Annotated in this window: 16 protein-coding genes; 9 read left to right on the top strand and 7 right to left on the bottom strand. The window is 35.2% G+C overall.

From position 1 onward, the window contains the following. Positions 1 to 90 precede the first annotated feature (90 nt). From ACKX2A_RS01895 to ACKX2A_RS01905, 3 genes are all read left to right on the top strand, one after another. Positions 91 to 1,137 (top strand): GlxA family transcriptional regulator, encoded by a 1,047-nt coding sequence (locus ACKX2A_RS01895; RefSeq protein WP_415327326.1) that lies wholly within the window; start codon positions 91 to 93, stop codon positions 1,135 to 1,137. A 140-nt stretch (positions 1,138 to 1,277) separates the two neighbouring features. Next, the gene (locus tag ACKX2A_RS01900) at positions 1,278 to 2,825 is read left to right on the top strand and encodes a DHA2 family efflux MFS transporter permease subunit (RefSeq protein WP_415327327.1); all 1,548 of its coding nucleotides are present in this window, start codon (positions 1,278 to 1,280) and stop codon (positions 2,823 to 2,825) included. Positions 2,826 to 2,852: 27 nt separating this feature from the next. Beyond that, entirely contained in the window at positions 2,853 to 3,179 is a 327-nt protein-coding gene (locus ACKX2A_RS01905) for a hypothetical protein (protein WP_415327328.1), read from the top strand. Between the two features lie 27 nt (positions 3,180 to 3,206). On the opposite strand, the gene ACKX2A_RS01910 is transcribed toward ACKX2A_RS01905, so the two are convergent. Together ACKX2A_RS01910 and ACKX2A_RS01915 are read right to left on the bottom strand one after the other, a co-directional pair. Further along, positions 3,207 to 4,004, bottom strand: a complete 798-nt coding sequence (locus tag ACKX2A_RS01910) for an SDR family NAD(P)-dependent oxidoreductase (protein WP_415327329.1) — start codon at positions 4,002 to 4,004, stop codon at positions 3,207 to 3,209. Between the two features lie 103 nt (positions 4,005 to 4,107). Continuing rightward, the gene (locus ACKX2A_RS01915) at positions 4,108 to 4,848 is read right to left on the bottom strand and encodes an SDR family NAD(P)-dependent oxidoreductase (protein ID WP_415327330.1); all 741 of its coding nucleotides are present in this window, start codon (positions 4,846 to 4,848) and stop codon (positions 4,108 to 4,110) included. A gap of 83 nt (positions 4,849 to 4,931) precedes the next feature. Between ACKX2A_RS01915 and ACKX2A_RS01920 the strand changes: the two genes are divergently transcribed. From ACKX2A_RS01920 to ACKX2A_RS01935, 4 genes are all read left to right on the top strand, one after another. Then, positions 4,932 to 5,309 carry a winged helix-turn-helix transcriptional regulator gene (locus tag ACKX2A_RS01920; RefSeq protein ID WP_415327331.1) on the top strand — a complete coding sequence of 126 codons (378 nt, stop codon included), beginning with the start codon at positions 4,932 to 4,934 and terminating at the stop codon, positions 5,307 to 5,309. Between the two features lie 518 nt (positions 5,310 to 5,827). Further along, positions 5,828 to 6,115 (top strand): bacteriocin-like protein, encoded by a 288-nt coding sequence (locus ACKX2A_RS01925; protein ID WP_415327332.1) that lies wholly within the window; start codon positions 5,828 to 5,830, stop codon positions 6,113 to 6,115. A 308-nt stretch (positions 6,116 to 6,423) separates the two neighbouring features. Continuing rightward, entirely contained in the window at positions 6,424 to 7,659 is a 1,236-nt protein-coding gene (locus tag ACKX2A_RS01930; protein ID WP_415327333.1) for a PQQ-dependent sugar dehydrogenase, read from the top strand. Positions 7,660 to 8,192: 533 nt separating this feature from the next. After that, on the top strand, positions 8,193 to 8,651 hold the full coding sequence (locus ACKX2A_RS01935) for an NUDIX hydrolase (protein WP_415327334.1): 459 nt from the start codon (positions 8,193 to 8,195) through the stop codon (positions 8,649 to 8,651). Between the two features lie 9 nt (positions 8,652 to 8,660). Here the strand turns inward: ACKX2A_RS01935 and ACKX2A_RS01940 are convergent, their stop codons facing one another. From ACKX2A_RS01940 to ACKX2A_RS01950, 3 genes are read right to left on the bottom strand one after another with little or no spacing between them, the layout of a single operon-like run. Then, on the bottom strand, positions 8,661 to 9,272 hold the full coding sequence (locus tag ACKX2A_RS01940; protein WP_415327335.1) for an alpha-ketoglutarate-dependent dioxygenase AlkB family protein: 612 nt from the start codon (positions 9,270 to 9,272) through the stop codon (positions 8,661 to 8,663). A gap of 8 nt (positions 9,273 to 9,280) precedes the next feature. Beyond that, positions 9,281 to 9,508: a hypothetical protein gene (locus ACKX2A_RS01945; protein ID WP_415327336.1), complete on the bottom strand. Its 228-nt coding sequence runs from the start codon at positions 9,506 to 9,508 to the stop codon at positions 9,281 to 9,283. Positions 9,509 to 9,512: 4 nt separating this feature from the next. Next, positions 9,513 to 9,737: a glutathione synthase gene (locus ACKX2A_RS01950; RefSeq protein ID WP_415327337.1), complete on the bottom strand. Its 225-nt coding sequence runs from the start codon at positions 9,735 to 9,737 to the stop codon at positions 9,513 to 9,515. Positions 9,738 to 9,882: 145 nt separating this feature from the next. Here ACKX2A_RS01950 and xth point away from each other — a divergent pair, with 145 nt between their 5' ends. Next, positions 9,883 to 10,656 (top strand): exodeoxyribonuclease III, encoded by a 774-nt coding sequence (gene xth / locus ACKX2A_RS01955; protein WP_415327338.1) that lies wholly within the window; start codon positions 9,883 to 9,885, stop codon positions 10,654 to 10,656. 2 nt (positions 10,657 to 10,658) lie between these two features. Here xth and ACKX2A_RS01960 read toward each other — a convergent pair whose 3' ends face one another. Both ACKX2A_RS01960 and ACKX2A_RS01965 read right to left on the bottom strand, forming a co-directional pair. Further along, on the bottom strand, positions 10,659 to 10,877 hold the full coding sequence (locus tag ACKX2A_RS01960; RefSeq protein ID WP_415327339.1) for a hypothetical protein: 219 nt from the start codon (positions 10,875 to 10,877) through the stop codon (positions 10,659 to 10,661). 124 nt (positions 10,878 to 11,001) lie between these two features. Beyond that, positions 11,002 to 13,869, bottom strand: a complete 2,868-nt coding sequence (locus ACKX2A_RS01965; RefSeq protein ID WP_415327340.1) for an AsmA-like C-terminal region-containing protein — start codon at positions 13,867 to 13,869, stop codon at positions 11,002 to 11,004. A gap of 476 nt (positions 13,870 to 14,345) precedes the next feature. Between ACKX2A_RS01965 and ACKX2A_RS01970 the strand changes: the two genes are divergently transcribed. Next, the gene (locus ACKX2A_RS01970) at positions 14,346 to 16,490 is read left to right on the top strand and encodes a hypothetical protein (protein WP_415327341.1); all 2,145 of its coding nucleotides are present in this window, start codon (positions 14,346 to 14,348) and stop codon (positions 16,488 to 16,490) included. Positions 16,491 to 16,561 lie beyond the last annotated feature (71 nt).

Here is a 16,561-nt window from a genome sequence, read left to right on the forward strand (position 1 = left end):
GAAAAAAATCCAAACTTGGCTTAAACTGTATAATTTTTGTCCTTTGCGACTACACAACAAATTAATACTTTTACAAAGTAAAATCGGAATATGGAAAACGATACAAAAATTCAGAAGAAAAAGATTCTCGTTGTCGCAATGACGGGGAATACGCTCCTTTATTTGGCAGGACCAACAGACGTATTCTTTCATGCGAATAAATATTTACAGGACTACGGAATCGAAAACGGATATGAAGTTTTTGTCGTTTCACCGACTTTTTCAAAAAAAATAAAAACCGAAACAGGCATTTCTATTGATTGTCAATACGCTGCAATGGATTTTAATGATGAAATCGATACAATCATTATTGCCGGAAACGATTTTACAGAAACAGGTCAATCCAGCTTTAATGACTTTTATGATTGGTTATCAACAAGAAACAAGCAAAATACACGAAGAATTGCTTCTATTTGTGGTGGTGCATTTGCTTTGGCTAAAACAGGAAAACTGGAAGGTCGAAAAGCCACAACGCATTGGTATTTAGCCGAAAGAATGAAGAAATCTTATCCAAATATTAAAGTTAATTCCAATCCCTTTTATATTAATAGTGACGACGGACACATTTTTACATCAGCCGGAGTTACAACAGGAATCGACCTTTCAATTGCTTTAGTAGAAAATGATTTCGGAAAAGATGTTGCCATAAAAGTTGCCCGAAAATTGGTGTTTTATTTAAACAGACCCGGTTTACAATCACAATTCGGAAGTTTGGTTTCAGAATATGATTCGGGACATATTGCTCAAAAAGCACAAACCTGGCTGAACGAACATCTGCATGAAAGACTTGATGTAAACCAAGTTGCAGATCATATGAACATGAGTCCAAGAAATTTCACAAGAGTTTTCACCAAACAAACCGGAATTTCTCCAGCAAAATTTATCGAAAAACTGAGGGTAGAAAAAGCCCGTAAATATTTGGAAAACACGGATATGCCAATTGAAAGAATTGCCGAAGAATGTGGTCTTGGAGGATTGGTTTCTATGAGGAGGACATTCCTAAGACATTTACTGACAACACCTTCCGATTACAGAAGAGCTTTCCAATCTGCAAAATATCCTGATATGAATAATTTATTGGAAACTGTGGATTCCTAAATCGCAATTAAATTTTATTGAAATGAATTCAAAACACTGATTAACAATTTAGTGTAAAGGATTATTCATGCCTAAATTTTCAAAAAAACCTGATGAATTCGAATGGTAAAAACCAGTCGAGATGATATTGTATTTTTATTATGTTTAGAAGAAATTTACTGATTATTACCGTGCTTTTAGCAGCCGTAATGGAGCTTATAGACGCCACCATCGTAAATGTTGCGCTCTCGCACATGAGTGGAAATTTAGGAGCAACCATTGAAGATACTTCTTGGGTTGTTACGTCGTATTCTATTGCAAATGTGATCATTATTCCGATCACAAGTTTTTTAACAGCAAAACTTGGCCGGCGAAATTATTACATCGGATCGATCGTCATTTTCACAATTTGTTCCGTCATGTGTGGGCTTTCGAATGATATTTGGACGCTTGTTTTCTTTAGATTTATTCAAGGATTGGGCGGTGGGGCTTTACTTTCTGTTTCACAAGCGGTTATTTTTGAGCAGTTTCCGAAAGAAAAACAAGCCGTTGCCGGAGCCATTTTCGGAATCGGAGTTTTTACAGGTCCTACAATCGGGCCAACTTTGGGAGGTTATATCGTGGATCATTTTTCATGGCCATGGATTTTCTTTGTGAATATTCCGGTGGGAATTATCGCGATTATTTCTTGCATTATTCTATTAACCGAACCGCTTCAAAAACCTATTGTTAAAAAAATCGATTGGACAGGAATCGTTTTATTAGCCATCGGAATCGGAACCTTACAAACCGTTTTGGAAAGAGGAGAAACCGAAGATTGGTTTGCAACAGGATATATTGTTTGGTTTACGATTATTTCAATTATTTCACTGTCGATGTTTATTTATTGGGAACTCAATATTGAAAATCCGGTTGTTGATTTAAGTGTTTTAAAAAGTAAAACCTTGAGTATCGCAGCCATTTTAACATTCATTACAGGAGTAGGATTGTACAGTTCGATTTTCATTACACCCATTATTGCCCAGCGATTGCTCGGTTTTACACCTTTGCAAACGGGAGAAATCATGCTTCCCGGAGCGGTACTCGCTGTTTTAGCTTTAATACTTTCCGGAAGATTGATGCAAAAAGGACTTTCGCCTGTATTTATCGTAGCTGCAGGATATATTTTGTTTATCTATTTCAATTGGCACATGGCTCATATGAGTTTGGATGCTTCGGCAGAATATATTGCTTTTTCATTGATCTTCAGATCGGTTGGAATGGCATTTTTAGCAGTTCCTTTAACGACTTTAGCGGTTTCTTCGCTCGAGCCAAAAGATATTCCTCAAGGGGCAGCGCTTAATAATATGATGCGACAATTGGGCGGCTCGTTTGGAATTTCCGTGATCAATACTTATTATGTAAGGAGAACTTGGGCGCACCGAAACGATCTTGTTTCGAATTTGACTTACACCGATCAAAGTGTGATGGAACGGATCAACAATTTTGTTAAATATTTTGTGGCGAAAGGTTTTGCGTATAATGATGCCTATTCAAAAGCAATTGCTTTGCTCGAAGCTCAGGTTGTAAAACAGACCTCAATGTTGAGTTATCTTGATGCCTTTTATGCTTTGGGAGCGTGTTTCGCTTTAACGATGCCTCTTTTATTATTTGTGAGAATGAAGAAAAAATCTCCGAACGCACAAAAAGTAGTCATTTCAGATCATTAATTATTTTTAATCTTAATTTCAAAAATTATGAATATTATTCTTAATCATTTTAAAGAGCCCCATTTAGTGATATTAATTTTCAAACAGTCTCAAAATTTTAATACTAAAGAATTTAATGCTCATAAAAATTATTATAAAAATTTAAAAGGTTTTGTAGAAGCAGTTTATTACGGTAAAGTAATGAATGACAATTCAATAGGAGTCATCATCCGCTCATCCTGCGCCGATGATTTTGAAAAAATAATAGAAAACGATCCCGCTGTGAAATCAAATATTTTTCATTTACAGCAAATTATTCCATTGACAGACAATTTTATAGAAAATAGTAAACTAAAACCTTCTTATCAAAGTTGATAAGAAGGTTTTTATTCATTAAAATGATTAAATATTTCTGATCGTACCTCCATCAACTCTCAACAACGCACCGCTTACATAATCCGCAAAAGGACTTGATAAATAACAAACTGCCGCCGCAATTTCTTCAGGTCTTCCGAATCTTCCTGTATCATTTGGAACTATATTTTTTACAGCATTTTTCTCGATTTCAGTAAAATCTGTTCCCCAATTATTTTCAGGAGCTGCACTCATCAACCATTTTTCAACGCTTTCGTTCATAATAGCACCCGGAGAAACGACGTTTGAGGTAATTCCTGTTTCTTTAAGTTCTCTCGCCAATGAAACCGAGAGATTGTGTCTCGCCGCCAAAGTTGCATTGTAATGAGGCTGTTCTTTAATTGGCTGAATTCCCAAACCACCGCCAATATGAATCATTCGCCCCCATCCTAATTCTTTCATTTGCGGAAGAATCCTGTGAATCATTCTTATATAAGATACAACATTTGCATTATAGACCTCTAACCAGTCGTTCGATGTTGTATCTTGCCAAGAAGTATGCTTATAAAATCCTGCATTGTTCACAAGAATATCTATTTTTCCACCTTTTAATGCCTGTTCTGCAACTTTATCTGCGCCTTCATCGGTCGTTAAATCCCCAATAGCAACATCTGCTTTCCCATTATTTTGATTAATGAAATCCGCAACTTGGTTTGTACGCTCAACATTTCTACCGTGAACAATCACTTCTGTACCTTCATTTGCCAGCATTTTTACGATAGCCTCTCCCAATCCTGCGCTTGAACCCGTTACCAAAGCTCTTTTTCCTTTTAACTGTAAATCCATTTTCTTGTATTTTTAAAACAGTACAAATGTATAGACAGCTTTCAGGCAATTACTTATATAAAAAGCTCAAATTACTTTGTTGAGAAGCTCGTTTCTAATAATTTTATGCATTGAAACCTCCGTCCACAGTGATAAATGTACCTGTAATATAGCTGCTGTTTTCACCAGCAAGGAAGGCAACTGCATTTGCAATATCCTCGCCTTTGCCATATTCTCCGCTTGCCAAACGAGTTCTAAGGAAATCTGCAAACTCCGTATTGTCAGGATTCATATCTGTATTGATTGGACCTGGCTGAACTAAATTCACCGTAATTTTTCGTGAACCTAAATCCCTTGCAAGCCCACGAGTGAAACCTTGTAAGGCCGATTTGCTCATGGTATAAAGTGTAGTTTGAGGTCCGATTGCGTTTTCCGCCATATTGCTTCCGATTGAAATGATTCGACCTCCTTCCGGCATATGTTTTACAGCTTCCTGAGAACCTAGAAAAACAGCTCTCACATTCACATCCATTGTAAATTGATAATCTTCCAGTGTGTAATCTACAAAATCTTTTCCGACATAAATTCCGGCGTTATTTACTAGAATATCTATTTTTCCGAATTGTTTTACTGTATTTTCAATAACATTTTTTAAATCGGTAGGGTTGGAGCTGTCTGCTGCTAAAGCAATTGCTGTTCCTCCATTATTCTTAATTTCGTTAGCTAATGCTTCCGCTTTTTCTGCAGAACTTTGATAAGTAAAAACAACATTTGCTCCCTCTTCAGCAAGTTTACGAGTGATAGCAGCACCGATTCCACGAGATCCACCTGTTACGATAGCGATTTTGTTTGATAAATTTTTCATTCTTTTTTTATGCAAATTTAAATCGGAATAATTAAATTTGTAAGTACTGATAAAATTGTTAAGTACTAACAAAAAAGTAAGAAATGAGAAAAACAACATCCACAAACTCTCTTAATGAAAAACTTATTAATGAAACCTGCGGAATGGCAAGATCTTTAAGCATCATTGGAGGACGATGGAAACCTGCAATCCTGTGCAGACTCAATAATTATACAATGCGCTACAGTGAATTAAAAAAATCCATTGAAGGTATTTCTGAGCGTATGTTGGTGGCGCAGCTCAGAGAATTGGAGGAAGATCAGATTATCGAAAGAATCGTATATGCTGAAGTTCCGCCACGCGTAGAATATAAAATGACAGAACTGGGAAAAACAATGGAACCGATGTTGAAAGCAATGTCCGACTGGGGAAATATGCACCGCGAAAAGGTGGAGAAACTGCCTTCGGAGTTAGTTGATTAAAATAAATTTAGAAATACAGTGATAGTCTTTATATAAATTATGTAAAGACTTTTTTTATTCCCATAAATTAGATTCATAGAAAATTTCACACTGAATAATCTTTTCAAAAAATCTTCATTTTTTAAACCCTTTTTAATTCTTTTTTTCTTCAAAAAATTTCAACTTTTCTTCGCCGAAACTTCAGATCACGAAAATTTTAGACTGATTTAAAGAAAAATTAGTAAAAAATTTACCCTAAAAATTCCTTATAGTGTGAATTTTTTTCTATTTTTATTTAAGATTCGTATCGCTTCGCAAAATAAATTTAACATTAAAAAATCCCACTCTGGTGAATGTTAAAAATTTTAACATAAAGAAAATCAATAAGATAAACTAGGGAATGGAATTCGCAATAAATAACGTTTATATTAATGAAATATTAACTTATAAAAATATTTTAAGATTTTTTTCAAAATTATTTTGCCATATTATAATTATTCATATATTCGTGATGTATTAATCAAACAAATATTACATTCATGAAAAATTTAAAGAAATTAAACAGAGACGAGTTAAGAACTATTTCAGGAGCTGGACTTCTTGATAACGTTTTAGGTGTTGTAAACGGTACTGTAGGTACAGTTGGAGGCATCGTAAATGGTGTTGGAGGTGTAGTAGGTGGAGTAGTAAATGGTGTTGGTTCTACACTAGGTGCTACTGTAAACGGAACTGTTACTGTTTTAGAAAACGGATTGTGCCAAGTACAGTGTGTACTAAACGGAGTTATCTCTGTACATGTATTATCTTGTGGTGCAGCTTCTTGCTAGTCTGAAAAAACAAGTATCGTAAGGTACAGCCGCTCTAAAAAGGGCGGCTTTTTTTATGTTTCTTTATATTTTAGAAATCAAAAATAACATAAATATGAAGCATTAGACTTTATCAAGCATGAAATTCTAGTGCTTTAATTTTAAAAATATTTTTCTATAAAATCTTTGAGCATTTGCAAAACTCCAACAGAAAAATAAAAGTTAAAAAATCAAAAAAACAATCACATATTTCAATAAAAGGTGAATACGGCAAGCAATTTGTATCCAAAAACCTGAATTTACTAAAAGATCACCAAACAATTTGAAATATGAAAATAACATTCTACCATGCCATGATTGCATCTGCATTTCTATTTGCAGGATGCACAGACAGTATCGATGAAAATCCCTCGGAAACCGAGCAGGGAACAGGACTTCCACCTGTAGAAACCAATCCGGCGAATACAAATTATCAGCCTGCTTTTGCCGGACAAACCAGAGTAAACGGAGTAAAAACAACCACACCTTACCAAAGCACGGTCTTAACAAGTTCTCTTGCGGCACCTTGGGGAATCACAAGTTTACCCGACGGAAGATTATTAATTACCGAGAAAGGCGGAACAATGAGAATTGTAACCACAACAGGAACTTTAAGTAGCGCTATTACAGGAATTCCATCCGTAAATTCTTCGGGACAGGGTGGTTTGTTGGGAATAACAATCGATCCTCAATTTACCTCGAACAGAATGATTTACTGGGTTTTCTCAGAAAATGTAGCCGGAGGAAATCAAACTTCTGTTGCCAAAGGAAAATTATCCGCTTCTGAAACAAGTATCGAAAATCCAACCGTTATTTTTAGAGCAAATCCTTCCGCAAATGTAGGAACACTGCATTATGGCGGTCGAATTTTATTTGACAATACAGGGAATTTATTGGTAAGTACAGGAGAACGTTCAGATCTTTCGACCCGACCTCTTGCGCAATCGGTTACCGCTGCTTTGGGTAAAGTTCTTAGAATTACAAAAGATGGTACACCGGCATCCGGAAATCCAACTTTTTCACAATCAGGAGCTTTGCCGGAATTGTATAGTATGGGACATAGAAATCCGCAAGGATTGGCAATTCATCCTGTGACGGGAGAGTTGTGGGAAAGTGAGCACGGTCCTAGAGGTGGTGACGAGATCAATCGTGTACAGGGCGGAGCAAATTACGGTTGGCCAACCATCACTTACGGAATCGAGTACAGCGGCGCAACTATCGGAAACGGTGTTCAGCAACAGGTTGGAATGCAACAACCTGTTTATTATTGGGATCCTGTAATTTCTCCAAGTGGTATTACTTTTTATAAAGGAAACAATATTCCGGAGTGGCAGAATAATCTTTTCATTGCCGCTTTAAGTGGGAAACACATTGCAAGATTGGTCATCGAAAACAACGTTGTAAAAGGCGAGGAAAGACTTTTAGCAGATGAAAACCAGCGTTTCAGAGACATTACACAAGGAACGGACAATAATTTGTATGCTGTAACCGACGAGGGAAGATTGTATAGAATTCGTAAACAGTAATTTAGTTTTCATCATAAAATACAAGGAGACTTTTTTTAGAAGTCTCTTTTTTTATGGGAATTTAGCAGATTAATTTATTTTTTATTTGAAGCTTTTTCCAGCTATCCACTCATACTCCTCACGCCAACACTTTCCAGCACCTAAAACCCTCCAGCTTTCCAACGCCTGTTGCGGGGTAACCGTTACTATCTGGGCTAGGAACTCGCGACTGTTAAATTTGAAGATCGTACTAAAAAGATAACTTCATTACTTGGGAAACACTTCCACAATAATAAATGACTTTCACCCTAGCCCCGATTGTAGAGAAAATCCCGCAATGGAGCGGCGGAGCGAAGCGTAGCCGCGTAATGAGGAATTGCAACGGAAAGCGGGATTAAGCTCCAAATAAAAAGTTAAAAATTTTAATTAAATCATCAAAAAACGTAAATTAATCCTTACGAAATGTACAGAAATCAAGCCTTGTTAAATATTTCCGGATATTTCTCTTAACAGATTATTATAAAGCTATTTAACTAAATCAAAATCATTTAATTATGAAAAAAAGTGCCGGAATTTTATTATTTAAAAGAATTAAAAATCAGTTTTTCTATTTTCTGGTGCATCCGGGAGGACCTTTTTGGAAGAATAAAGATATAGGTGCATGGTCGATTCCCAAAGGAGAGATTGATGAAAATGAAGATTTTTTAACCCGCGCATTAATTGAATTTGAAGAAGAAACAGGACAATCCATCAAAGGAGATTTTATAGAATTATCACCGATTAAACAAAAAGGCGGAAAAACCGTTTATGCATGGGCTGTTGAAGGCAATATTGAAGTGCAAGGACTTTTTAGTAATACAATACAAATCGAATGGCCGCCAAGATCCGGAAAGTTTATGGAAATTCCGGAAGTCGATCGTTGGGAATGGTGTAAATCCGATGAAGCGAAAGAAAAAATAAATATTGCTCAGGTAAAATTTATTGAAGAATTAGAAGAATTGTTAAAAATTTAAACATTATAATCATAGTTCTTTTACCATTCTAAAAGTTAAATTAATACGAGGTTTCATTGATTTTGTAGATTTTGCAATGCGATGTTCCCAATCCACCTGAAGATTGCCCTTCATAATGAGCAACGACCCATTTTGTAGAGCCAGACTGTATTTTTGACGATGATCATCAACTTTTCTGAAATCAAAATTCCGAACCTGTCCGAGACTTATGGAAGCAATAACAGGACGATTTCCCAATTCGCTTTCTTTATCTCGATGCCAAGCTACAGAATCGTTCCCGTCGCGATATAAATTCAGCAAAACAGAATTGAATTTGTAGCCGGAACTGTCTTCAATTTTTTGTTTTAAACCTAGTAATTCTGGTAGCCAGGGATTTACGGCAAATTGACTTCCTCCTAATTTATAGGACTTTTCACTATCTCCAAACCAAGCTGTGAGTCGGGGAGTGATGACCATTTTGTCATACATTTTTTGTGTTCTTTGCTCCCATGAAACTGAATTTAATAATTTATCAAATAATAGATCAGCTTTATCTTGAGACAGAAAATGCTCCGTATATTCCAACAAGTCGGTCGGAAATCGGAAAAATTCATCTGGGTTAAATAAATTAAGCTGATCCATAAAAATGATTATTTATTTTCTTTTTTAAAACTCACAACTTGAAATTCATCATTCGAGCAATATTTTTTACAACTTTCATCATTAAAATTGTCCGGATTTTTCAGAAAATCTTCAATGTATCTTGTACTTTCCTCTGTATCAGCAGGAGAAATGATCAAATGAAAATTTTCTAAAACATTTTCGTCCGCATTTTTCAGTGATTCTTTTTTGTGTTGTAAAGCTTCTTGGTAATTCATAAAATTATTTTTCAAAGATTAATCTTCCGTCAAAAGGTTCACTCCAAACTACAAAAAGGCTTTCATCATGTCTGTTAACTTCTGCCTGAATGATTTCATATTCTCCATCATCCTTTTTTCTTTCAATTATAAGATCAGATCCTTCCCCGATTTCTTTCATGCTGAATTCGATTTGATACCTATCGCCATCCTGCACGAATTCATCTTTATTAAAATTTTTAGTTGCCATAATATATTATTTAAACATAAAATGAATAAACTATGCCAATTGTATTTAATAGAGCCTAATTTTATTTAAATTATTAAGTATTAAATTTTTTTGAATTAAATTGATGGAATAATTCTTGTCGCATTATAAAAACAAACTTTTTAGCATGAAAATAGCAACTTATAACGTAAATGGAGTGAATGGAAGATTACCCGTTTTACTAAAATGGTTAAAAGAATCCCAACCCGACATTGTCTGTCTTCAGGAATTGAAAGCTCCGCAGGAACGTTTTCCGCTTAAAGAAATCAATGACGCAGGGTATCAGGCGATTTGGAAAGGACAGAAAAGTTGGAACGGGGTTGCCATTCTTTCAAAAGATCATGAAATTGTTGAAGTTCAGAATACTTTGCCAGGTGACGATGAAGATGTACAGAGCCGTTATTTGGAAGCCATTATCGATCAAATGGTGATTTGCTGTCTTTATCTCCCGAACGGAAACCCTTATCCGGGATCGAAATTTGATCATAAATTAAGTTGGATCAAACGTTTACAAAAACGAACCAGTGAACTAATAAAAATGGAACTTCCCGCCATAATTATCGGAGATTTTAATATAATTCCTACAGAAATTGATGTTTATAAGCCTGAACGTTGGGAAAATGATGCGCTTTACAGAATGGAAGTGAGAAAAGCATATCAACAATTAATAAAAAAAGGCTGGCTGGATTCTATCCGAACTTTGTATCCGGACGAAGTGGTCTACACGTTTTGGGATTATCTTTACAAAGCCTACGACCGAAATGCAGGAATCAGACTGGATCACATTTTATTGAGTCCATATTTAAGTTCCGCCCTGCAATCGGGAGGTGTGGATAAGCACGTTCGCGGTTGGGAAAAGAGTAGTGATCATGCGCCTGTATGGATTGAATTGAAAAAATAATTCTAATTCGCATATGCAGATTTGATCTGAAAAACATTCATTCCCTCGATTTTATTATTGGCTGTATTGTAAATAATTTCTACGCTAAAATAGGAAACTTCATACAAAACATACTTTAGTGTGTCAGAAATTCTTTCATTCATCACACGTCCCTGATTGATCACAAAATTGCACTGATCCTGATTTGGAAGATTTTTAAAATCATAATAAGAAATATCCATAGTCGTTTAATTTTTTAATAGTTTGCTTAATAATTCTTATACAATTTAATGACCAAATTACTTATGAAATAAAAATTTTAACATTAATTTTTCCACAATTTGCACTTTTGTGGTATGAAGGTTTTTATTTTTCTTTCAAGTCTTTATTAATCTGTTTTTCAGCATTTTTAGCTTTCTGCTCCTGAGCCGCTTTTTCTTTACGTTGCTGTCTTCTTGTTTTCTTTTCGGCGCGTCTTTCCTCACGAATTACCTTGTTGGACTTTTTGTTGTACAAGGCATCAATAATTCCTTGTCCCGTTTTACTGAAAATTTTAATTTTCGGTTTTTCATGCGTCCCGGTCACAACAATCGGGAAACCGATCCATCCGCCCGGAGGAAGTCCGACTCTCACCTGAAGATCCAGCAATCCGTTAAAACTGGTCGTTCCGCTGATAGAAGGTCTCAAAACAGAAACCTTAAACGTGAATTTATCAACATGTATTAAATTATTTTTGATATGCGTTTCAATATTAACACCCTTCATATCGGGATCATTAAATGCTTTAGCACCAATATTATCGCCAACTGCGGAAAGCATTTTTAAGTTTTTCACTTCCACATCACGAAGATTCACTACACCGCCACCTTCCAGGGATGGGTAGATCGGACTCATATTTTTATCGAAATCACCTTTTAATTTATAATCCAAAGAAACAATTCCTTTTACATTTTTGGCTGCTGTTGCCATTTCACGAACCATATCTATTTCTTTGTAAGCTCTTTGCACATCAAAATCAAGAACTTTTAAAGCAACATCATAATTTGCTGTCAACGGAGATTCATCCTGATAACGGGCGTCAATATTCATGCGGCTTCCAATAATATCAAATGATGTATTTTTAAGATAAACCTGACCTTTATCCACCGAAGCAATTCCCTTTAAATGATTTAATTTCAAACCTTTAAATTCGACCTGTTTTGCATTCGCTTCCAACGCAACATCCAGATTTTTAGGAATAATCACAACACCGCTGCTGTTCGGATTTTCGACTTTAGCGTATTCAACCTCAATGGATTTGTTGATGTTGTCTCCACTTTTCAACGCCATAAATTCATCAATTAAAATATAATTAGAATTCAATCCAAATTTTCCGTGGAGCGTTCCTTTTCTTTCAATAAAATAATTAATCGTGTTTAGAAGATATCCGTTCAGCGAAAAATCAGATTTTCCATATGTTGCAAAGAATTTTCTAAACCACATTTTTTCGTTTTCAAATTCAAAATTTCCTTCTTTAATGAAAAATGATTTGGGTAAGTATTCTGTTGTTGCTTTAATATTTTTTAAAATTAAATTTCCTCTGTTATCCAATTTACTGTATTGCCCCGTTGTAGCATAACTTTGCCGACCGTTCAAGGCGAGATCCATCATGATTAAACCGGAAATATCGAAACCCTTTTTAGCAAAAACTTTATAAATTCTTCCGACATTCAAAACACCTTTTGCACAAACTTTATACAGTAAATCTTCAAAATTCTGCAAATCTGCATTTACAAAAACCGGATTTCCTTCAAAATCAAAGCTAAAAGGATCTAGTTTCAGCCCTAAACTTTTAAAAGTACCGTCAGTATTGGTAATAGTAGCTACCAAATTGATGTTTTGAATAGGATTCGGATAATATTTTGTTTTAAGGAAACCATTCTTAAGATTCAGATAACCATTGGTTTTTGGGAATAGCTTTTTATCTAAATTAAAAATTCCGTTCGCCTGAATATTCGTATCCATAAAGCCGCGAACATCAATATTTTGTAAGCCTAAAGCCTGTCTCAGCATTTGAAGATCCACCGCACCTTTGATATCTGCTTTTACCTGCATCTCATCCAGACCTTTTGTTTGCACAAAGGCTCTGAAGTTGTTGTTTTTTCCGAGATCAAAACTTAGTTTTTTAAGATCTATTGCCAATTGATTGGTGTCTAATGATGGTAAATCTACATTCAGATCCATATTCAGGTTGTTCATCGGAACGGGTGCTTTTCCGTTGGAGACGAAACCATTTTTCACCAAAAGTCTGACTTTTACTCTTGGTTTAATATTTTTCGGTTCGCTAAATCTACCCTTTATATGAAAATACAAATCGCTGTTTCCCGAAATTTTAGTATCCTTTGCCCAATCGAGATATTGCGGAGGAAGCACGGAAATCATTTCACGAATCGTCGTTTTTTCCGATGCCGCCTTGATATCCATTGTATAACCGTCTTTTAAAATACTTAATGCTCCGGTAAATTTCAACGGCAATTCATTGATTCTTAATTCATTTTTTCTTAAAACAAAAGTCAGGGCATTAGTGTTGATTCTTGTGATAAGATCGGCATGTAAAGTTTTTTGTTTGGCATAATAAATTCTGTTTAAGCTAAAATCTAATTTATTAATATTAAGATCGGTTTCCAGATCGAAAATATCTTCGCTTAGACCTCCTTTTCCTGTATAATTCAAACCTTTGGCATCAACCAAAACTCTCGCAGAGTGATCATTATATTTGATATTCCAATTTTTAAATTTAATCAAATCCAATTTTATCGAAGCACCTTTTTCCGTCGTATCTTTAGGTTTTTCAGAAGGTTTGGAAACATACACATTATAATTTGCTTCGCCTTTGCTATTCACAAAGACATTCGCATTCGCATCTGTCACATAAATTTCATCGATTTTTACTTCGCGGTCAAAAATCAGATTTTTAAGATTGATTCCTACTGCAACTTCTCTGGCTGTCAGCAAAGTATCGTTTTGAAAAGGTTTTGAACCATTCAAAATAAGATCATCAACAGAAACTGTAAGCGACGGAAAATGTTTGAAAAAAGAAAGATGCGTTTTTTTATAATCGAGTTTTCCTGCAAGATGTTTGTTGGCAAAAATCTTTACCTGCTGGGAAATTGTTCCCGGAAACAAAATCGGAAGAATAAACATCAAAAATAGCATTGCAGCTATTGAAATTCCTGTCCATTTTAGAATTTTCAAAATTATTTTTTTAAACGTCTCCATAATGCAGATAATTTTGATTTGAAAATAGTATTACCTGTGAAAAAGGCACAATTAAATTTTAGTAATCTAAAATTGAGCCATTTAAAACATATTTTAATTTTTTATGAAAACTGTGGTATCTTTTTAAACCCTTTATTCATCTCATAAATTGAGGAATAGTTGGGATATTTTCAGTACCGTATTTCTACTTAATAAAAATCGATTCCTAATTGCGAAATTTGGCTAATTATTTAAACTAATAACTTATTAAAACTTACCACGAAAGAGAAAAAGGATTAAATGTGCATTAGTAATTTATTTAGAAAACAAAAGCCAGCAAAGAAAAAATTAATGATTTTTAAAAGCTTATGTTTTCTTATTTATGGATTAGTGATGAACTTAAAACATAAAAGTCTAAATCTTTTGATTCTTTTTCTGTTAAATAAATTAAAACCCTTAAATCATCTTTATTTATGTCAACAAAAAAAGTACAATTCAATGTTGAAGTGAACAATCTTACCATCACTTCGGGAAGTTTCCAGGTTTTTGGAATCGTTAATGGTTTTGTAGGAGCCGTAAACAACAAAACCTCTTTTGAAGGCAATACTTTCAGTGCAGAAATGAAAGAAAATGAATCCGAATATTACGCAGTAACCGTTTGGATTAACGAATATATGATCGGAGATAAAAAGTATGCAATCAACGATAAACCAATTACTTTCCTTGCCACATTATATCTTCCGAATGCTAATGATATTGTGAAAGTTACGCCTGAATCCTCTATTGCTTCAATCTACACTTTTGCAAGAATGGCAACCGTAGACGACGATGGAGCCGTTCAAATGCGAGGTACAGAACGAAATATGAAAATCGCTTACGGTATGAAGAATAATCTCTATAAAACCGAAGGCGGTATTGGAGAGATGATCAGCACTTCTCCAAATGGCTTTGAGACAAACAGTTACCCAATGTTCAATTCACTCTGTAATCTGTATTATTATAGTTTAACAAATCCAGTTTCAAATACAAGAAAACCTTTTTACGAACAATTTTTGGACTATGCATGGCATGAATCTGACACACCTAACCAAAATTTCCTTCAAGCTATTCGCAATATTTTACACGATCCATTTACCAATGCAGGAAATATTTATAAAATGCTTGTTGGCATGGCAGAAATTTATCCTAATTCTTTAGTCTCCATGAAAAATATGTCGGACGATCAGAAAGCACCAAATAACTGGACTTTAACTTTAAAAAGTAATTCTTCTGGGGCTAAAAATTTCATTCCGAGTGGTTCTGCTTTTGTGGTTTTCGATGCAGATGATAACGCTTGGATTGCCAACAATTTCCGCGCTGGATCTGGAGATTCGGGAACACATTGTCCGGTTTATAAATATGATGCGACTCCCGCAGATTTTTCGCCAGTGCAAGGGGGAGGTTTATTGGGTGTTGCTTTTGGAGCGGCAATTAGTCCGGATAAAAAATATGTTTCGTTTGGAAATTTTGGCTGGGGACCGGAATTCAATAACCCTCAAGAGGGGAGCATTTCCCGTTTTTATTATAAAGATGGAAGACCTGTGAGTTCGTCCAACGGTTTTACATTAGGACTTTCGCGAGTTCAGGGGATGCAATATGACAATGCTGGAAATCTTTGGATTGCTTCTGTGGGCTGCCAAGATCCTTTTGCTCCGTCCAAGCCTGGAGTATATCCTTTTGAAAGTGAACCAAGTGCAGTTGTTGTTTATTTGAAACCTGAAGACAACGATTTTGCAAAAGGTCCTACTCCTGAACTGACTTTAATCTGCAATGAATTTCCTGTAAAACAATCTGCTGATGCCGATCCTGTTGTGATGAGAACTCCTTACCTTAAAATTTTTGATGTAACACCTGATAATGAAGGAAATGCTTATGTTTCATGCATCGGAAATTATGATAAACATGTTCCGGAAAATTGTGCTTTTTCGGCTGTTTATAAGGTAGCTTTAAAAGATAATAAATTAATTGTAAAAAATAGCTGGTTCAGTGATTTTTCCGGAAGCGCAAATGGAGAAACGGGTTATGAGTCACTTCGTCAAGTGACTATTAATGGGGAAGGAGACGTTGTGGTAGTGGGAGTTAGCAGCAGTCGTGCGACAGTTCTTAGCAAAGACCTTACATTTAAAGGGTATTATGATGTAAATACTTATGCACCATGGGGTGTGAAAATTGATAAAAAGGAAACCGTTTTTCTTGCCAATTTTGGTCATGAAACCGATTTTAAAGACAATCCAACTTTAGATATGCAGGGACCTTTTGGAGTTACAATGCTTAGAAATCCGGCTAAGCCTGAGTCTGCAATGCTTTTAACCGTTCCGACAGGGGGTTCCGAGGTAACTTTAGCAAATGGATTTCCTCTTTATGGGACTCAGACTAAGCCAAAATTGAAGCAGTCAAGACACGAACCTGTACAAATGCATTGTTATCAACCCATTATGAGACTTACGTCAACCAATATCGATGGAGCCGGAAATCTTTGGTGCATGAACAATTGGAAACCTTCAGCCTTGGTAGATGTTTTGGATAATCCCGGCGGTGATGGTGTTGTAATTTTTTTAGGAATTGCAGAACCTGAATGATACAGTAAACTTAATTTAAATTTTTACAGAAAATAATTCAATTTTAAGTATCATAATATTCAAATAAATTG

Source organism: Chryseobacterium sp. MMS23-Vi53, from assembly GCF_047651245.1.
Taxonomy (GTDB): Bacteria; Bacteroidota; Bacteroidia; order Flavobacteriales; family Weeksellaceae; genus Chryseobacterium.

Coding starts and splice junctions, on each gene's coding strand:
- ACKX2A_RS01895 (WP_415327326.1), top strand. CDS start 91: ATGGAAAACGATACAAAAATTCAGAAGAAAAAGATTCTCGTTGTCGCA.
- ACKX2A_RS01900 (WP_415327327.1), top strand. CDS start 1,278: ATGTTTAGAAGAAATTTACTGATTATTACCGTGCTTTTAGCAGCCGTA.
- ACKX2A_RS01905 (WP_415327328.1), top strand. CDS start 2,853: ATGAATATTATTCTTAATCATTTTAAAGAGCCCCATTTAGTGATATTA.
- ACKX2A_RS01910 (WP_415327329.1), bottom strand. CDS start 4,004: ATGGATTTACAGTTAAAAGGAAAAAGAGCTTTGGTAACGGGTTCAAGC.
- ACKX2A_RS01915 (WP_415327330.1), bottom strand. CDS start 4,848: ATGAAAAATTTATCAAACAAAATCGCTATCGTAACAGGTGGATCTCGT.
- ACKX2A_RS01920 (WP_415327331.1), top strand. CDS start 4,932: ATGAGAAAAACAACATCCACAAACTCTCTTAATGAAAAACTTATTAAT.
- ACKX2A_RS01925 (WP_415327332.1), top strand. CDS start 5,828: ATGAAAAATTTAAAGAAATTAAACAGAGACGAGTTAAGAACTATTTCA.
- ACKX2A_RS01930 (WP_415327333.1), top strand. CDS start 6,424: ATGAAAATAACATTCTACCATGCCATGATTGCATCTGCATTTCTATTT.
- ACKX2A_RS01935 (WP_415327334.1), top strand. CDS start 8,193: ATGAAAAAAAGTGCCGGAATTTTATTATTTAAAAGAATTAAAAATCAG.
- ACKX2A_RS01940 (WP_415327335.1), bottom strand. CDS start 9,272: ATGGATCAGCTTAATTTATTTAACCCAGATGAATTTTTCCGATTTCCG.
- ACKX2A_RS01945 (WP_415327336.1), bottom strand. CDS start 9,508: ATGAATTACCAAGAAGCTTTACAACACAAAAAAGAATCACTGAAAAAT.
- ACKX2A_RS01950 (WP_415327337.1), bottom strand. CDS start 9,737: ATGGCAACTAAAAATTTTAATAAAGATGAATTCGTGCAGGATGGCGAT.
- xth (WP_415327338.1), top strand. CDS start 9,883: ATGAAAATAGCAACTTATAACGTAAATGGAGTGAATGGAAGATTACCC.
- ACKX2A_RS01960 (WP_415327339.1), bottom strand. CDS start 10,877: ATGGATATTTCTTATTATGATTTTAAAAATCTTCCAAATCAGGATCAG.
- ACKX2A_RS01970 (WP_415327341.1), top strand. CDS start 14,346: ATGTCAACAAAAAAAGTACAATTCAATGTTGAAGTGAACAATCTTACC.